Source organism: Saccharomonospora halophila 8, from assembly GCF_000383775.1.
GTDB classification, from domain to species: domain Bacteria; phylum Actinomycetota; class Actinomycetes; order Mycobacteriales; family Pseudonocardiaceae; genus Saccharomonospora; species Saccharomonospora halophila.
In genome coordinates, this window is the sequence record NZ_KB912573.1 from 29,813 (window position 1) to 47,058 (window position 17,246).

The 17,246-nt window shown below is 70.7% G+C and carries 16 protein-coding genes and 2 tRNA genes; 11 read left to right on the forward strand and 7 right to left on the reverse strand.

Annotated elements, in window-relative coordinates:
• The first annotated feature begins 341 nt into the window (after positions 1-341).
• Complete coding sequence (locus SACHA_RS0116560) at positions 342-599, forward strand: hypothetical protein (protein ID WP_019811554.1); 258 nt, start codon at positions 342-344, stop codon at positions 597-599.
• A 181-nt stretch (positions 600-780) separates the two neighbouring features.
• Positions 781-1,836, forward strand: a complete 1,056-nt coding sequence (locus tag SACHA_RS0116565) for a beta-ketoacyl-ACP synthase III (protein WP_019811556.1) — start codon at positions 781-783, stop codon at positions 1,834-1,836.
• Positions 1,837-1,852: 16 nt separating this feature from the next.
• Here SACHA_RS0116565 and SACHA_RS0116570 read toward each other — a convergent pair whose 3' ends face one another.
• From SACHA_RS0116570 to SACHA_RS0116595, 6 genes are all read right to left on the reverse strand, one after another.
• Positions 1,853-3,310, reverse strand: a complete 1,458-nt coding sequence (locus SACHA_RS0116570; RefSeq protein ID WP_019811557.1) for an adenylate/guanylate cyclase domain-containing protein — start codon at positions 3,308-3,310, stop codon at positions 1,853-1,855.
• Between the two features lie 135 nt (positions 3,311-3,445).
• Positions 3,446-4,531, reverse strand: coding sequence for a non-homologous end joining protein Ku (gene ku / locus SACHA_RS0116575; protein WP_019811559.1), 1,086 nt, complete (start codon positions 4,529-4,531; stop codon positions 3,446-3,448).
• 12 nt (positions 4,532-4,543) lie between these two features.
• Positions 4,544-4,969, reverse strand: coding sequence for a DNA polymerase ligase N-terminal domain-containing protein (locus tag SACHA_RS0116580; RefSeq protein WP_019811561.1), 426 nt, complete (start codon positions 4,967-4,969; stop codon positions 4,544-4,546).
• A 297-nt stretch (positions 4,970-5,266) separates the two neighbouring features.
• Positions 5,267-6,067 carry a SigB/SigF/SigG family RNA polymerase sigma factor gene (locus tag SACHA_RS0116585; protein WP_007023640.1) on the reverse strand — a complete coding sequence of 267 codons (801 nt, stop codon included), beginning with the start codon at positions 6,065-6,067 and terminating at the stop codon, positions 5,267-5,269.
• Positions 6,064-6,495 carry an ATP-binding protein gene (locus SACHA_RS0116590; protein WP_019811564.1) on the reverse strand — a complete coding sequence of 144 codons (432 nt, stop codon included), beginning with the start codon at positions 6,493-6,495 and terminating at the stop codon, positions 6,064-6,066. The genes SACHA_RS0116585 and SACHA_RS0116590 overlap by 4 nt, the downstream gene beginning before the upstream one ends.
• A 71-nt stretch (positions 6,496-6,566) precedes the next feature.
• Complete coding sequence (locus SACHA_RS0116595) at positions 6,567-7,664, reverse strand: Rv2629 family ribosome hibernation factor (RefSeq protein ID WP_019811566.1); 1,098 nt, start codon at positions 7,662-7,664, stop codon at positions 6,567-6,569.
• Between the two features lie 171 nt (positions 7,665-7,835).
• Between SACHA_RS0116595 and SACHA_RS0116600 the strand changes: the two genes are divergently transcribed.
• The gene (locus SACHA_RS0116600) at positions 7,836-8,621 is read left to right on the forward strand and encodes a sulfite exporter TauE/SafE family protein (protein ID WP_019811568.1); all 786 of its coding nucleotides are present in this window, start codon (positions 7,836-7,838) and stop codon (positions 8,619-8,621) included.
• A 192-nt stretch (positions 8,622-8,813) separates the two neighbouring features.
• Here the strand turns inward: SACHA_RS0116600 and hisC are convergent, their stop codons facing one another.
• The gene (gene hisC / locus SACHA_RS0116605; RefSeq protein WP_019811570.1) at positions 8,814-9,869 is read right to left on the reverse strand and encodes a histidinol-phosphate transaminase; all 1,056 of its coding nucleotides are present in this window, start codon (positions 9,867-9,869) and stop codon (positions 8,814-8,816) included.
• A gap of 107 nt (positions 9,870-9,976) precedes the next feature.
• Here hisC and SACHA_RS0116610 point away from each other — a divergent pair, with 107 nt between their 5' ends.
• The 8 genes from SACHA_RS0116610 to SACHA_RS26300 all read left to right on the forward strand — a co-directional run.
• Positions 9,977-10,630, forward strand: coding sequence for a dienelactone hydrolase family protein (locus SACHA_RS0116610; protein ID WP_019811572.1), 654 nt, complete (start codon positions 9,977-9,979; stop codon positions 10,628-10,630).
• A gap of 179 nt (positions 10,631-10,809) precedes the next feature.
• Positions 10,810-12,789: an acetoacetate--CoA ligase gene (locus SACHA_RS0116615; RefSeq protein WP_028663270.1), complete on the forward strand. Its 1,980-nt coding sequence runs from the start codon at positions 10,810-10,812 to the stop codon at positions 12,787-12,789.
• Positions 12,790-12,891: 102 nt separating this feature from the next.
• Positions 12,892-12,979: transfer RNA gene (locus SACHA_RS0116620), tRNA-Ser, on the forward strand.
• A 58-nt stretch (positions 12,980-13,037) separates the two neighbouring features.
• Positions 13,038-13,110 (forward strand) — tRNA-Arg (locus SACHA_RS0116625).
• A 120-nt stretch (positions 13,111-13,230) separates the two neighbouring features.
• Positions 13,231-14,097, forward strand: coding sequence for a YDG/SRA domain-containing protein (locus SACHA_RS0116630; protein ID WP_039739430.1), 867 nt, complete (start codon positions 13,231-13,233; stop codon positions 14,095-14,097).
• Positions 14,098-14,293: 196 nt separating this feature from the next.
• Positions 14,294-14,545 carry a hypothetical protein gene (locus SACHA_RS0116635; protein WP_083935883.1) on the forward strand — a complete coding sequence of 84 codons (252 nt, stop codon included), beginning with the start codon at positions 14,294-14,296 and terminating at the stop codon, positions 14,543-14,545.
• Positions 14,546-14,764: 219 nt separating this feature from the next.
• On the forward strand, positions 14,765-14,965 hold the full coding sequence (locus SACHA_RS0116640) for a hypothetical protein (protein ID WP_019811579.1): 201 nt from the start codon (positions 14,765-14,767) through the stop codon (positions 14,963-14,965).
• Between the two features lie 224 nt (positions 14,966-15,189).
• The coding region (locus SACHA_RS26300) for an AAA domain-containing protein (RefSeq protein ID WP_039739433.1) at positions 15,190-17,246 on the forward strand (2,057 nt) is incomplete at its 3' end.

Below are 17,246 nucleotides of genomic sequence, written 5' to 3' on the forward strand. Positions count from 1 at the left end.
GTCGACCCGCCCCGGGACCACCGGGGACACCGAACCCCCGCCCGTCGCGGCCGAGAGTCCCGGACCCGGCCCCGCCGACGGTCCGCACCGCGGGGCCGCTTCCCCGGACGAACCGGCTCCTGCCGAGGAACCGGACGATCCCCGGACCGGGCACGGCACCGGGGAGCCCGGCCCCACAGGGCTCGGAACGCCGGACCCGGCGGCGGTTCGGAACGAGGTGGCGGTCCGGAACGAGGTGGCGGTCGCGGCCACACACCACCGACGCGATCGGTGTCCCGGAGCGGTCGACGGCACCGGGGTCCGCTGCCGACGGCGGGCGGACGGATCCCGGCACCGCACGGTTGGACCGTCCGGAGGCCTCGGTCGCCGAGTGGTTCGTGGAGATCGCCGAGCGATACCGGCGGTACCGCGAATCCCCGGGCTCCACGGACCCCGGGCACCCCCGGGACACCCGGGACCCGCGCGGCTCGGAGGAGCCTTGCGACTCCCCGGACCACCACGGCCACGACCACCACGGCCACGACCACCACGGCCACGACCGCCACGGCCACGACCGGCGCGGCCACCGGCACGTGGCCGAGCGGTGGGACCGGGGCTGACCGCTTGGCCGCGTGACGGTCGACCCGGGGCCCCGATTCCCCCTGACCGGGGTGGACGCGGCGACGCTGTTGTGATGCCACTCACACGGCAATCCTCTACCGGAAAGTATCCCATAGAAGTGGGCGCAGGCCGGTCCTCCGATCCGTGATTCCCCGATGCCGGCCCCGTGGAGGAGTGCAGGTGTCCACGCAGGACCTCGGTGTCGCGGCGGTGTTGGCCGGTCTCGGTGGGTGGCTGCCGCCGAGGACGGTGGACAACCACGAACTGTCTCGGCGCCTGGACACCTCGGACGAGTGGATCCGCACCCGGACCGGCATCGCGAGCAGGCACGTCATCGATCCCGGCCTCTCCACTGTGGACATGGCGGTCGAGGCCGGGGACCGCGCGCTGCGCTCGGCGGCGGCCACCGGGGACGGCGGCACGGGACGAGGGGCAGGCGGGACGAACGGAGAGGCGGTCGACGCCGTGGTGCTCGCGACCGCGACACCGGATCACCCCTGCCCGGCCAGCGCTCCCCAGGTCGCCAGCCGGCTCGGACTGGGTGCGGTGGCGGCGTTCGACGTGAACGCCGTGTGCAGCGGTTTCGTCTACGCGCTCGCCACCGCCACCGGACTGATCGCCGCCGGGGCGGCGCGGCGGGTGCTCCTGGTGGGCGCGGACGCCTTCACCACGCTGCTCGACCCCGCGGACCGCGGCACCGTGCCCATCTTCGGCGACGGCGCGGGCGCGATGGTGCTGCGGGCGGGGACGGCCGACGAACCGGGCGCGGTGGGGCCGTTCGACCTGCACAGCGACGGCGAGCTTGCCGACCTGCTGATGGTGCCCGCGGGAGGCACCCGGTGCCCCAGCTCCGAGGATCCGCGCGACCGCTACTTCTCGATGCAGGGGCCCGCCGTGTTCCGGCACGCGACGGCCCGGATGGCCGAGTCGTCGCGTGCCGTGCTGGACCGGGCGGGATGGACCGCGGGCGACGTCGACCGGTTCGTCGGGCACCAGGCCAACCTGCGCATCCTGCAGACCACCGCGAAGAATCTCGGCCTGCCCGCCGACTGCCTGGTGACCAACATCGAGCACACCGGCAACACCAGCGCGGCGTCGATCCCGCTGGCGATGGCCGACGCCGTCGCGGACGGCACCCTCTCCGCCGGGGACCGCGTCCTGATGACGGCGTTCGGCGCCGGAGTCACCTGGGGCTCGGCGCTGCTGCGGTGGCCCCGGCTCATCCTGGCGGAGTGAGCAGGCACGGGCCGCCTCACGCGACGACGGCGGTGAACGCGCGCGTGTCGGAGTCGCGGCCGCGCAGCGGGAGGTCGGCATGGTGGCGCCAGTAGGCCCGTTCGGCCCCGGCGGCCGCGTCGACGGTGTCGTGGCCCGCGAGGATGCGGCCGGGGAGGTCCTTGGCCTGCTCGGTCAGCCGGGCGGCCTCGTTCACCGCGTCGCCGATCACCGTGTACTCCAGTCGGCTGCGGGTGCCCAGCTGGCCCGCGAACACCTGCCCGGTGGCGACCCCGATGCCCAGGTCCAGCTCACCGCGTTCGCGCGCGGAGTCCCGGATGAGCCGTGCCGCGCGCAGCGCCGCCGTCGCCGCGTCGGTGTGCGGGGTCGGCGCCCCGAACACGCACAGCGCGGCGTCCCCCTGGAACTTGTTGACCAGTCCGCCGTGCGTGTCCACCGCCCGGACGACGTCGGTGAACAGCCCGTTCAGCCGGCGCACGACCTCCTCGGGCGGGGTGTTCACGGCCAGCGCGGTCGAGTCGACGACGTCGACGAACAGCGCCGTCACCGTGCGCACGTCGCCGGACAGCGAGATCCCGTGCTCCAGCGCGTGCCGCACCACGTCGTCACCGACGTGCCTGCCGAACAGGTCGCGGAGCCGTTCCTGCTCGGCCAACCCGGAGGCCAGGTCGTTGACCGAGGCCTGCAGCATCCCGATCTCGCTCGCGTCGTTCAGGTCGATCGCGATGTCGCGGCGGCCCCGGGCGATGTCGTCCAGCGCCAGCCGCAGCTGGTGCAGCGGGGCGGCGACCCCGCGGGCGAGCAGCCCCGTGCCCAGCGCCCCCACCACCAGGCCGATCACCGCCAGGGACACCAGGGTCAGCGTCGGGTCGCCGGTGCCCACGTCCGGCGGCAGCACCACCAGCAGCACCCCGAACAACGGCACCCCGCTGGCCAGGCTCCACGCGACCACGAGCCTGCGCAGCACGGTCGCGGGCAGCCGTCCACCCACGGGCGACGCGACGGCCAGTGCCAGCGACATCAGCGGCCGGGCGATCCGTTCGCTGGCGAGGTAGGTCATCCCCACCGTGGCCAGGCCGCCGAGCACGATCGCCAGCACCACGCCCATGGCGTCCAGCCACGACCCGAAGACGGCGGTGAGCACCCCCAGGGCCACCGCGCCGCCCACCCAGAGTGTTCCGCTGACCGTGGCGAGGTCGACGGGGATGCGCAGCGCCCGCGCCGCCTCCGCCGGGCCCGGTCGGCGCCCGGCGAGGAACCACACCACGGTGCGGCGCTGCAGGAACACCGTCCACGCCGTGCCGATGACGAATGCCAGCAGCACGTACCCGCCCGCGCAGACCAGCACGATCCAGCGGTCGTCGCCGACCTCGGCGGGGATGTCCAGCAGGAGCAGCAGCAACAGCACCAGACCGGCACCGCAGAAGCTGGTGCCGATCCCGATCGTGGCGAAACCCACGCTGGTGCGGAGCACGGTACGGACACGTGCGGACAACCCTCGGACCACCCGGGGATCGTAGGTGCCCGACCGCCCCCGACGTAATGCCCGACAGTTCGTCATGCCCGACAGTTGTTGTCGTCCGGCAGGTCGGCCCACGGCCGGTCGGGGTCAGGAGGCGCGTCTGCGCTCCGGACCCCGTTCGGCCTCGCCGACCGCCTGCTCCAGCTCCGCGCGGTTCATCTTCGAGCGGCCCCTGATCCCGAGGTCCCGGGCCCGGCGATCGAGTTCGGCCTTGGTCAGCTCGGACAGGTCGGACCCGGACCGTGTCCGTCCGGGCTTTTCCGCCTGCTCACCGTCCCCGGCCTTCCCCGCACCGGTGTCCTCGTCCCGCTTCCCGGCGGCACGCTTCCCGCCGCGGGCCGGTTTCCGCCCGCCGTCGGCTTCCCGCGCGGGCTCCTCCGCGGGCTGACCGTCGCGCCTGCGCCCCTCGACGCTGCGGGACAGGGCGTCGAACAGGTCGACCACCTTGGTCGCCTCCGGCGGCGACTCGGCCGGGGTGATGGTGCGGCCCGCGCGCTTGTCCTCGATGAGCTGCAGGACCCGCTGGGTATAGGTGTCGTGGTACTCCTCGGGACGCCACTCGTCGGCCATCGACTCGATGAGGCTGACCGCCATGTCGACCTCCTTGCCACGGGCCTGGTCGCCCTGCGGCAGTTTGCTGATCTCCTTCGCCGGCTCCCGGATGTCCTCCGGGAACAGCAGGGTGTTCAGCACCAGGACGCCGTCCCCGGAGCGGACCGCGGCGATGTGCTCCTTGCCGCGCATGACGAACCGGGCCAACCCCGCCCGGTTGGTCCGGCCCATCGCGTCGATCAGCAGGCTGTAGGCGCGGCCGAACTCCTCCCGGGCCGGGGCGAGCCAGTAGGTCTTGCTGAAGTAGACGGGATCGATCTCGTCGAGGTCCACGAAGGCGTCGATGTCGATCGTGCGGGAGCGCCCGGGGGCGACCTCGTCCAGTTCCTCCGGTTCGACGATCACGTACTCGTCACCGCCGAGGTCGTAGCCCTTGACGATCTCGTCGTAGGGGACCTCCTCGCCGGTGCGTTCGTTCACCCGCTTGTAGCGGATCCGGTCGGCGGTGCCGCGCTGGAACTGCCGGAAGTGCACCGTGTGGTCCTGGGTGGCGCTGTAGAGCTCGACCGGCACGGTCACCAGACCGAAGTTGAGGGCCCCGCTCCAGATGGCTCGTGCCACGACTCCTCCGGCTCACTCCGTGTCGTCGGGTGCCCGGGCGCCGACCACCGGCCCGGTGTGGGCCCGGCCGTCCGGGGTGGCGTCCCGGTCGTCCCGCTTGATCAGCAGCCACTGCTCCTGGACGGGGCTCTCCCTGGTGCGGATCATGTCGAACGCGCCGCGCAGCCTGCGCCCCTCCAGCCACAAATTCAGCCGACCCGCCGTGAGGCCGCGCTCCACCGGTTCGTCGGTGACGTTGTCGAACGTGCCGGAGTCCCACACCAGCGCCGCCGTCGTCGGTGTCGCGCGCCCGGCCGGGATGTCGCCGGTCCGGATGGCGAGCCGCTTGTCGCCCGGATCCAGGGACGGCTCGCTGGGGATCGCCCAGGACACGAGCGCATCGCCGATCTCGAGCCGGAACTCGTAGTGCAGGCTCGACGCATCGTCACGTTCTATCACGTAGAGTGACCGCTGCTGTTGTGCTGCCGCGCCCGCCCGATCATCCGCAGAGTGTCGAGGGCGCGGTGTCGCAGACGTTGCGTCCAGCGCGTCCTGATCCGCCATGCGAGCCGTATACCCGCAGATGAGCTGGGGAAACGCCACGACAGTGGGGTGTGGTCGCCGGTGGGCCCCCGTTGGGCCCGGGCGGGGGAGCCTCCGACCGTCCGTCGAGGGACACCCTCCTGTGGGCGATGTGCGCCCTTCAGTGCAGCGAGCCCGCTCCGGGTGACAGTGTGTGACCACCCGCTCGGGTGGTCACAGCTGGTCCTCATCGACGAGTCCGCTGCGCAGCTTCTTCAGCGTCCGCGCGAGCAACCGGGAGACGTGCATCTGCGAGATCCCGATGCGTTCGGCGATCTGGGTCTGCGTCATGTTGTGTACGAATCGCAGCGCCAGGATCGTGCGTTCCCGCTCCGGCAGCTGCTTGACCAGCGGCTGCAGCGTCTCGTGGTTCTCGACCCCCGCCAACGCCGCGTCCTCCTCGCCGAGGGTGTCCCCCAGCGCGAGATTCTCGGTGTCGGCGGAGAGCACCTCGTCCAGCGACATCGAGTGGTAGGCGTTGCCCGCCTCCAGCCCCTCGAAGACCTCCTCGGCGCTCAGGCCGAGGTGCTGGGCGATCTCGCTCGGCGTCGGCGCCCGGCCGAGCCGCTGTGACAGCTGGGTGCTCGCATTGTTGATCGACAGGTGCAGTTCCTTGAGCCTGCGCGGCACGCGGATCACCCAGCCGGTGTCCCGGAAGTGCCTGCGGACCTCGCCCATCACGGTGGGGACGGCGAAGGACAGGAAGTCCGAACCGCGCCGGGGATCGAACCGGTCGACCGCGTTGATCAACCCGACCCGGGCCACCTGGACCAGGTCCTCCTTGGCCACGCCACGACCCGAGAACCGCTGGGCGATGTGCTCGGCGAGTGGCAGGAACCCGGTGACCAGCTCCTGCCGGAGCTCGGCCCGTCGCGGATTCTCCTCGTCGAGATCGACGAACTCCTCGAACAGCGGATTGAGGTGTTCGTAGTCGTCCGACGGGGTGCGCGGTCCCTGTGTGGTCGATTCGGTCACGTAAGAGTCGGCTTCCGTTTCGCGAGCTCGATGTGAATCCAGTTCCGTTGCCCGTTCTGCGTCCCCGGTTCCGCCCAGGCCTCGGCCGAATCGGCGAGCGTGGTCAGCACCCGCCACCCGAAGGACGCCGTGCTCGGGGCGTCGGCCTCGCCGGAGGTGACGGCACCCCGGAAACGCAATTGGTCCTCGCTGATCGTGAACCGGCACACCATCGTGCTGCCCTCGACGGCACGGGTGATCAACGTCGAACAGGCCTCGTCGACGGCGAGCCGCAGATCCGAGATCGCGTCGAGGTCGAAGTCCGCGCGCATGGCGATGCTCGCCGCGACCGACCGGATGATGGGCAGGTGCACCAGGCTCGCCCCGAGCCGGAGTTCGATGTCGTCCTGTGCCCCGACGTCACTGGACGGCGGCTTGGTCTCGGTCACTGTCACCTCGGTGTTTTGCCGACCGTTCAACGTTGTCCGCCTACGGTAGTCCTCATCGCGCTCTCCCTCCCTCAGTCGTGCCGCAGTATCGCGCCGAATCCCTCGGTGAGGTCGACTCGATCGCCCACATGGATGACGTCGGCGTCGGTCATCGTCGCGGCGACGGGCAGCGCCTCGTCGGCGCGGGCGCGGCGGACGTTCTCGTCGCCGAGGGTCCGCAACGCCTCCTCCTGGACGGCCAGCAGGTACGGCTCGGAGCCCACGGAAACCTCCGCGTCCCCCGGATCCCCCACGAGCAGCGTCTCGACGTTGGCCTCACGCAGCGCCGTGGTGACCGCCTCCAGCCCCTGTACGGCGAGCCCGGTGGGCTTGGCCAGTGCGGCGGTGAACCGTTCCACGCCGTTCTCCCGACGCTGTCGGGTCGCCTCCGTGAGCAGCTCGTTGACCTCGGTGTTGAGCTCCTGCTCGCTCGACCCCTGGTGCCTGCCGCCGCTGCCGACCTCGGTGGCGTGCTCCCGGACGGTCTCCGGCAGCGCCTCGATCAGCGCCTTGCGCGGTTCCGGGGCACCCGCCGAGACCACGAGACTCGCGCCGATCCGCCGGGCGACGGACCCGACATGGTCGGCGGCGAGTTCGATGTTCTGCTTCACCAGCTCCTCGGCGTGCTGCTGGATGTTGCGGTGTGCCCAGGCACCACCCCGCGGTTTGTGGATGTGGTGTTCATTGCCCTCAACGGTCCGCGCGTCCACGATGTTCCCCCGCTCGTCGACGGCGGTGATGTCGGCGCCGACGCTGTCCACGACGGCGACCACGTGCGGCGGGGGCAGTTCCCCGTGTTCGGCCAGCGGCACGAGGTACGGCCGCTCGGACAGGCGGGCGACACTGGCGGCGGGCGGTTCGCTGAGGTGCTGGTCGAGCATTACCGCGTCGCCGACCGCGATCAGGGCGCGGCCGCTGACCCCGACGGGCACCTCGCCTTCGAGTACCGACGCCTCCAGCGCGTCCAGCATCGAGGTGTCCGCCCCCTGCCCGGACAACTGTTCGCGCAGCTCACGCCACTTCAGTTCGAGTCGCTTGGACGCGTCCTCGGTGTCGTGCGTGTCCTCGAAGTAGACCGAGGCGAACGGGCCGTCGGCCGTGACCAGCTCGCGCAACCTCGCAGTGTCCACTCGTACCTCCCTCGTGCGACGGCTCGTCGCAGACGACTACCCGGTAGGGGGGAGGTGAAACGTGGACGAAGATCGAAAAAGGGCCCCCGCCAGTGACACCGGCCACCCTTTCGGGTGCTGCCGGAGGTGTTGCCCGCCGTCCGTCCTAGGGTCGGCCGACGTGAGTGCGCGATGATCTGGTGGCATGCGGTCCTGATCGCCGTCGCCGGCGTCTGGGCGGGAATGATCAACACGGTCGTGGGGTCCGGCACGCTGGTGACGTTCCCCGTGCTCGTCGCGCTCGGCTACCCGCCGGTCACCGCGACGACGTCGAACGCGATCGGGCTGGCCCCCGGCAGCATCAGCGGCGCCATCGGGTACCGCCACGAACTCGGCGGCCAGTGGCGGAACCTCCTGGTGTTCACGCCCGCGTCGCTCGTCGGTGCGATCGGCGGCACGATCCTGCTGCTGTCGCTGCCGCCGGACGCCTTCGAGACGGTGGTGCCGTTCCTCATCGGCCTCGCCGTCGTGCTCGTGCTCATCCAGCCACGGGTGTCGACGTGGGTGCTCGCCCGCCGCGAGAAGCGGGCCACGGACCGCGGGGAGTCCGGCGGACGCGGGGCGGGCGGCACCGTCCTGCTGGTCGCGCTGATCTTCCTCATCGGCGTCTACGGCGGCTACTTCACCGCTGCCCAGGGCGTGATGCTCATGGCGGTGATGGGGATGCTGATGACCGAGTCGCTGCAGCGGCTCAACGGCATCAAGAACGTGCTCGCCGCCGTGGTCAACGTGGTCGCCGGTGCCGTCTACGCCTTCGTGGCCCCGATCAGCTGGGCCGCCGTGGCCCTACTCGCGGTCGGCTCCGTCGTCGGCGGCCTGCTCGGCGCCCGCATCGGCCGCAAGCTGTCCCCGAAGGCCCTGCGCGCCGTCATCGTCACCATCGGCCTCGCCGCCATGATCCAACTCCTCCTCCGCTGACCCACCCCGCGAGTCGCCGCTCCATGCCCGCGAGTCGCCACCCCAGACCCGCGAGTTGACACCTCAAGCCCGCGAGTCGTCGTTCCGTGCCCGCGAGCTCTCGCGTGTACCTCCGTGCGGCGGTCCGCGGTCGGCCGGGCTCCCGCGTGGAACGGCCGGGGAGACCGCCGCGGGTGGCCCGGCCGCACCGGGTCAGCCCGGGAACGTGCGGGCCGCCTCCAGCAGCACGTCGTTCTCCTCCGGGGTGCCCACGGTGATCCGCACACCCTCCCCGGTGAACGGGCGCACGACCACCTTGTGCTCCAGCGCGTGCTCGGCGAAGGCGTCCGTACGCCCGCCCAGGGGCAGCCACACGAAGTTCGCCTGCGTCTCCGGCACGGCGTAGCCGGCGGCGGTGAGCGCGTCGTACACGCGGGTGCGCTCCCGCACGATGTCGGCGCAGCGGGCGAGCAGCTCCTCCCTGGCGTCCAGGGAGGCCAGGGCCGCCGTCTGCGCGAGCGCGTTGACGCTGAACGCGACGTACACCTTGCGCACCGCCTCGATCACCGGCGCGGTGGCCACGGCGTAGCCGACCCGCAGCCCCGCCAGGCCGTACGCCTTGGAGAACGTGCGCAGCACCGCGACGTTCGGCCGGCCGGTGAACTCCAGCCCGTCGGGCACGTCCGGGTCGGTGACGAACTCGCGGTAGGCCTCGTCGAGCACCACGAGAACGTTCTCGGGTACGGCGTCGAGGAATTCGACCAGCTCCGCGCGGCGCACCGCGGTACCGGTCGGGTTGTTCGGGTTGCACACGAACACCACCCGGGTCCTGTCGGTGATGGCGTCCCGCATCGCCGTCAGGTCGTGGTGGTGGGAGTCGGTCAGCGGGACGCGCACGGGTGTGGCGTTGCCCACCTGCGCCACGATCGGATACGCCTCGAACGAGCGCCACGCGAACAGCGCCTCGTCGCCCGGTTCGCACAGCGCCTGGACGAACTGCTGGCACAGCGACACCGAGCCGCAGCCCACGGCGACCCGCTCCCCGGGCACGTCGAGCTCCCGGGCGAGGCGGTCCACCAGTGCCCACGCGCCCATGTCCGGATAGCGGTTGACCTCCGCCGTCGCCCGCGCGATCGCGTCCGAGACGCTCGGTAACGGGCCGCCCGGGACCTCGTTGCTGGCGAGCTTGATCGCCCCCGGGACGGTGCGGCCGGGGACGTAGGGGGGCAGTGCCGCGAGGTCGGCGCGGGTCGGGACGGTGGGGGACATGGCGGCTCCTCGGCGTCGAGAAAACATTCCGGGACCAACCTATATCCCGTCCGATATCTTCCGGTCGACGTTGACCTCGGGTGCAGTAACAGTGGTTGAGTGGACCCATGACGCAGACGCACACGCACGACTACGAGCGCGCCGACGGGCGGGGTGTCACCATGACCTACGCCGAACCCGACGGTGCGGTGCGCGGCGGCCTGGTGGTGCTGCACGAGGTGGGCGGCGTGACCGACGAGGCGCGAATCTTGGTCTCGTCGCTGGCCGCTGAAGGGTGGCTCGCGGTGACGCCGCACCTGCAGGACCTCGACGGCAGGCACAGCGGGCAGGACCTGCTGTCGGTCACCGACACGACGTTGGCGTGGCTGGTGGACGACCGGGGCATCCGGGGCGACCTGCTCGGCGTCGTCGGTTTCGACCTGGGGGGAACGGCGTCACTGGTGGTGGCGGCCAACCGCGAGCTCGGCGCGGCGGTGAGTGTCGGCGGCCGGGGCCTGACCACCCCTGCCTCGCCCGAACTGCCGGCACTGACCGACATCGCCGGCGGGCTGCGGAGTCCGTGGCTGGGGTTGTACGGCGACGACGGGGACCAGACCGGCGAGGCGGAGGTGGAACACCTCCGCGAGGCCGCGTCCGCGGCGAAGGTCGCGACGAACGTCGTCCGCTACGCGGGCGCCAGCCACCGCTTCGACACCGCCCCGGACGCCGCCGCCGAAGCCTGGGAACGCACCCTGGCCTGGTTCGACGCCCACCTCCGCTGACCAGCCCGGGCACCCGTCGTTTGCCGTGAGGGGCACTTTCCCTGCCTGTGACGCAGTGAATGTGCCCCTCACGGCGTGTGACGCAGGGAAAGTGCCCTTCACGGCAACACCCGCGGCGTGGGAATCGTGTGGTTTCCGGACGGGGTGGGCGGCCCCTGGCGTGGCCTAAGCTGCGGCCCATGAGTGCTGACGCTGACGAACCCGAAGTCCTGTGGCGGCCGAGCGAGCAGCAGGTGGAGCGCACCCGGATCGCGGATTTCCGGCGCTGGTTGCACCGGCAGCGTGGCGTGCGGGTGGACGACTACGACCAGCTGTGGTCGTTCTCCACCGGATCGGTGCCCGAGTTCTGGTCCGCGCTGGCCGAGTACCTCGGTGTGCGCTGGCACGACGAGCCGGGTGAGGTGCTGTCCGGGGACACGATGCCGGGCGTGCGCTGGTTCTCCGGCGGCACGCTGAACTACGCCGAGCACGCGCTCGGTCGGGACGTCGCCGGCGCGGCCAAAGCGGACGACGACGTCGCGATCCTCTTCGAGCGCGAGGACGGGATCTCGGAGCAGCTGACCTTCGGTGTGCTCCGGGCGCAGGTCGCGGCGATGCGCTCGGCGCTGTCCGACCTCGGTGTCGCGAAGGGCGACCGGGTGGTCGCGCTCGCGCCGAACTGCCCGCAGACCCTGGTGGCCTTCCTCGCCACCGCCAGCCTCGGTGCGGTGTGGTCGTCGTGCTCGCCCGACTTCGGTGTGCGCGCTGTCGCCGACCGGTTCACCCAGATCGAGCCGAAGGTCCTCGTCGCCGTGAACGGCTACGTCTACAACGGCCGCTCGTTCGACGTCCGGCCGACGGTCGAGCAGCTGCGCGCCGACCTGCCCGGCCTGGCCGCCACGGTGCTGGTGGACTACGAGGGCGACGGCAGCATGCCGGGCGCGCTCGACTGGGACGCGCTGCTCGACGAGCACGCCGGCGCGGACCTGGAGTTCGAACCGGTCGAGTTCGACCACCCGCTGTGGGTGCTGTACTCGTCGGGGACGACCGGTCTGCCGAAGGGCATCGTGCAGGGGCACGGCGGCATCACCCTCGAACACCTGAAGATGCTGACCCTGCACAGCGACCTCGGGCCGGCCGACCGGTTCCTCTGGTTCACCACCACCGGCTGGATGATGTGGAACTTCCTGGTCTCCGGCCTGCTGGTGGGCACGACCGTGGTCCTGTACGACGGCAGCCCCGGCCACCCGGACCTGCGGACCCTGTGGCGGCTGGCCGAGCGGCACGAGGTGACCTACTTCGGCACCTCCGCGCCGTTCGTGCAGAGCTGCCTGAAGGAGGGGCTGCGTCCCGCGGCCGAGTTCGACCTCTCCGCGCTGCGCACGCTCGGTTCCACCGGCGCCCCGTTGACCACCGACGGCTTCCGCTGGATCGCCGACGAGGTGGGCGGACACGTGCAGATCGCGTCCGTGTCCGGCGGCACCGACCTGTGCACCGCGTTCGTCGGCGCGTCCCCGGACGTGCCGGTGTGGCTGGGTGAGCTGTCCTGCCGCTCCCTCGGCGCGGCGGTGGCCGCCTACGACGACGTCGGCAACGAGCTCGTCGACCGGGTCGGGGAGCTGGTGATCACCGAGCCGATGCCGTCGATGCCGGTGTCCTTCTGGAACGACCCGGACGGCACCCGCCTGCGCGAGTCGTACTTCGAGGACTTCCCCGGCGTGTGGCGGCACGGCGACTGGATCAAGATCACCGACCGCGGCTCGGCGATCATCTACGGCCGCAGCGACTCGACGCTGAACCGCGGCGGCGTGCGCATGGGCACCGCCGAGTTCTACCGGGTCGTGGAGGGCTTCGACGACGTCCGCGACTCGCTGGTCATCGACACCTCGGCCAACGAGGAGGGGGAGCTGCTGTGCTTCCTCGTGCTGTCCGAGGGCGCGTCGCTGGAGGACATCGAGCCGGGACTGCGCCGGGAGCTGCGCAAGGCACTCTCCCCGCGGCACGTGCCCGACCGCTTCGTCGTGGTCGACGCCGTACCGCGCACGCTGAACGGCAAGAAGTGCGAGGTCCCGGTGAAGAAGATCCTCCGTGGCGTCGACCCGGACACCGCCGTCAGCCGCGACGCGCTGGCGAACCCGGACTCGCTGGGCCCGTTCGTGGCCTACGCGAGTGGCGAATGAGCCGGTCACGCCGTTGACGGGGCCGCCGGCCCACCCGGAGGAGGGGGTGGGTCGGAAAGCCCTGGCGTGGACGTGTACGCTATGGTCAGTGCTCACGAGCTGGGAGGCTTCGCCTAGTCTGGTCTATGGCGCCGCACTGCTAATGCGGTAGGGGGTCTCCCCCTCCCGGGTTCAAATCCCGGAGCCTCCGCCGGGGTTCGGCCCAGCCGAGCGCCAGCCCGACCCGGTCGGGTAAAACTGAAGACGATGCGCCCGTAGCTCAACGGATAGAGCATCTGACTACGGATCAGAAGGTTTGGGGTTCGAATCCCTACGGGCGCGCTTCCAAGAGACCCCGCGGTAAGCCGTGGGGTCTCTTGTGTGGCGTGGTCTTGGCAAAAGCCACACCTGTGTCTGCTCTGTTACTGACTGATCGCCAACGAGTGGCTTAGGGTCAGTGCCGTGGCGCAACGTGAGTACGGCGAGATTCCGGGTTGTCCGGAAGGCACCCTGTTCGCCAACCGTCAGGAGTTGCGACTGGCAGGGCTGCACGGTCCGAACCAAGGCGGCATCTCCGGCGGTAAGGATGGCGCAGATTCGATCGTCGTGTCCGGCGGCTACCCCGATGATGAAGACCACGGTGACGTCATCATTTACACCGGCCAGGGCGGGCGAGACCCGAGCACAGGCCGGCAAATCAACGATCAGAAGCTTGTACAAGGCAATATTGGCCTCGTACGGAGTCAACTCGATCAACGACCGGTGCGGGTGATCCGTGGGGCAGGCGGAGATCCGCTTTACTCGCCCGAGCGCGGCTACCGGTACGACGGCCTATTCCGTGTCGTCAACCATTGGCACGCGGTCGGCCTCGACGGGTACCGCATTTGGCGGTTCAGGCTGGAGAAGCTGAACAAGGTGGTTGAGCAGGCGCTCAAGAAGGCGGTCCCGGCGCATACTCGACGGGTGGACTACATCAGCAGCCGGATCGTCCGTGACCGGTCCGCAGTGGACCGGGTCAAAGAACTGTACGATTTCACGTGTCAGGTGTGCGGTCTTCGCTTGACAACGGCGGGCGGCCCCTACGCGGAGGCTGCCCATATCCGGGCGCTTGGGCGGCCACACGAGGGCCCCGACCATGAGACCAATATGCTGTGCCTCTGTCCCAACCATCACGTGTTGTTCGACAACGGGGCCATCTTCGTGGACAAAGAAGGTGACGTCTGGGATTCACTCAGCGGCACCCGCATAACTCCGTTACGTACCGTTCGAGAGCATCACATCGATCCTGAGTTCCTGCGTTACCATCGCGAACACACCGCGACTCAATGAACTCAGCGTCGACGCACACCCAACACCGCTCGTCCCCCGCCTCCCCGCGCTGACCGCTTCAAACTCCACGCCCGGCGAGACCACCTGCCCGTGTGTCGCCTGAAGCGGCGACTTCGACGGGCGCCCGCCCCGTGGTCGCAATAACGTCCTCCAGCGGCGGCGCTGGTGCGCCGTCTACGAACGACAAGGAGGACCCATGATTCGTACTCGGCGCGTGCTGGCGAGCGGATTCCTCGCCGCCGCGACGTTGTCGGTGGGCGCGGGCATGGCCCAGGCCGCCCCGGCCGAGGACCCGGCCAACCCCGAAGCGGACGTCACCATCCAGACGAGCCAGCTCCCTGAGTGGATGGACGTGCCGGCGGCGATGAACGGCTCGCTCGACTTCGTCGGTGAGACGTTGAGTGCCGGACTGAACGGTGACTTCGCCAGGGGGATGGGCACCGACTAGCCCGCAGCCGTCTGACGACCGATTCACACACTACGGGCGTCGGCGGACAGGAAGCCGACGTCATCCGTGCCTGCTCAATCGCGCGCACGCCTGCTTGCGCGTGAGCGGACGCCCCGCCCGATCCGGGCGGGGCGTTTCTGCTGCGGAGAGGAAGAGCGGTGTGTGCCCGTTTGTGTACCACCCGTTCGGGGTAATACGGAGTCGAGGAGGTGATCGGAGATGACGGAGGAGAACTCGGCTCACCGCGCCGACGACACTCCGGAGGCGGACGAGAGTCCGCTGGACCGTGCGCAGAGCACGATCGACGAGGCCAAGGAGGTCGCCGAGGAGGACCGTCGTCTCAAGGAGGCGCAGGCCGGATTCGAGAATCTCCCGCTCGAGGATCCGCCGCAACACACCACGGGGCATACCCCGCCCTGACAAGTCGCACAGCGTCGTCACGCAGTACGTCGCCCGAAACCGCGTTGGCCGAATCGCATTGCGGATCGATAACCGACCGTGACACCGCGGGTGGTGGGAACGACGTCCGACGGGGCCAGCATGGACCCCGTCAGGGCGAGATCCGAGCGGTTATGGAGGGACGCGGGAGTGCGAGTGCACCGCGGCGACGTGGCAGTGAACGGCGTGACCCGGGGTGATGTCCGGTGACGGAAACGGACGGGACCGCCACCGAGATCACCGAACGGACACGCCACCTCTTCGAGTTCCTCCAGCGGGCACAGTCGCTGAAGACGACCGCACCCCGCACCCTCGACGCCTACCGGCGTGAGGGCGCGGTGCTGTGGTTGGACGACTGTGCGGCCGACCATCCCGCGGTCACACGCACGCACCACGATGACGATCACCCGGACCCGGACGACCCGATCCTGGTCATCGACCGGGTGCCCCGTGTCGACCCGCCGGAACCCGAGGGCGAGCTCCGGCGCTGGGTCGAGGGACCGTTCGATCAGCCGGACACCGAGCCGAGGCTGCGCCAGGCGATCCGGGTCCCCGCCGCTGAAGCCGTCGCCGGGGCCGACGACACCGTGGACGACGACACCGAGGACAGCGGAACCGACGCCTATGGCCCGGAAACCGCCGGTCACCGCACGATCCGTCTCGCCGACTCCCCGGAGATCGAGGCCGCCTTCGACAGTTGGCTCGACGATTGGCGTGCCTGGGCGGAACAGGAGTCCCACGACCGGATCGTGCGCGAGCAGTACAACGAGCTGTTCTCCCTCTACGTCAGGTCCACCAACAGCCCGGAGGAGCTGGAACTGGTGCTGGGCACCGGTCTGCTCGCCTGGCGCCCCGACCGGCACGACCCCGTCCGGCGGCACATGCTGACCTGCCCGGTGTCCCTCCACTTCGACGAGGAGACCGCGCGGCTGTCCGTGCGCCGGAGTGACAGTCCGGACGTGCTCAAGGTGGAGCTGGACATGCTCGACCCCGGGGTGATCCGCACCCCGGACAAGGTGAACGAGACCCGCGAGCTGGCCCGCGAGTTCGAGGCGCACCCGCTGCACCGGGAGGAGGCCGGCGCCCTCGCGCGCAGGCTGGTGCACACCCTCGACTCCGACGGCGAATACCTCGACCAGGACACCGAACCCGCCGTCACCGGACACGCGAGCGCCGCGTTCGCTCCCGCGCTCATCCTGCGCAGGCGTTCCCAGCGCGGCATGGTGGAGATCTTCGACTCGATCGTCTCCCAGCTTTCCGACACCGGCGAGGTGCCGGAAGGTGTGGTGCCGCTGGTCGACCCGGATCACCGGCCGCGCAGCGCCACCTACACCGGCGACGGCGCCCGGGTGGCCGTCGACGACGAGATGTTCCTGCCGATGCCGGTGAACGACCGGCAGCGCGAGATCATCCAGCGGGTCGACAGGTCGGCGCAGGTGCTGGTGCAGGGGCCGCCCGGGACCGGCAAGACCTACACCGCCGCCGCGTTGCTCGCGCACCTGCTCGCCCAGGGCAAACGGGTCCTGGTCACCGCACACACCGACCGCGCGCTGCGGGAGGTGCGCGAGAAGCTCCCGGACACCATCAAGCCGCTGGCCGTGAGCGTGGTGGGCAGCTCACGGGAAGACATGGCCGACCTCAAGGTCGCCGTCGAACAGCTGGCCATGGCCAGGGCCGACTACGACCACGCGGACAACGCCAGTGCCATTCAGCAGTGTCTGGACCAGATCGACCGGCTGCGCCGCGAACGGTCGTCGCTGCACAGTAAGCTGGTGAGCCGGCGCGAGCGGGAGGTCACCGACTACGAACACGGCGGCTACACCGGCTCGCTCGCGCGGATCGCCCGCGACCATCAGGCGGACGCCGACCGGTACGGATGGTTGGCGGAGCACGTGCCGGTCGGTGCAGACGACCCGCCGCCGCTGACCGACGACGAGATCGGGCGGTGGCACGCACACCTGCGCGACGACGCCCTGTCCGCCGACGAACCGGAGTCGGCGCAGCGACTGATCGCCACCGACCGCCTGTCCGAGCCGACCGCGTTCCTGCACGCGGTCAGCACCGAGGACCGCGCCGCCGCCGAACGCAGGCCGCACGAGGAACTGACCTCGCACCCGGTGTTCGAAGCGGTGTCCCGGCTGGACACCGACGAGCGCGACGCACTCCAGCAGCGGCTGCGCGAGCTCGCCGACGAGGCCGACGTGCTCGCCGCGCGCCGGGAGGCCTGGATCGGCGACGCGCTCACCGACGTGCTCGCCGGCCG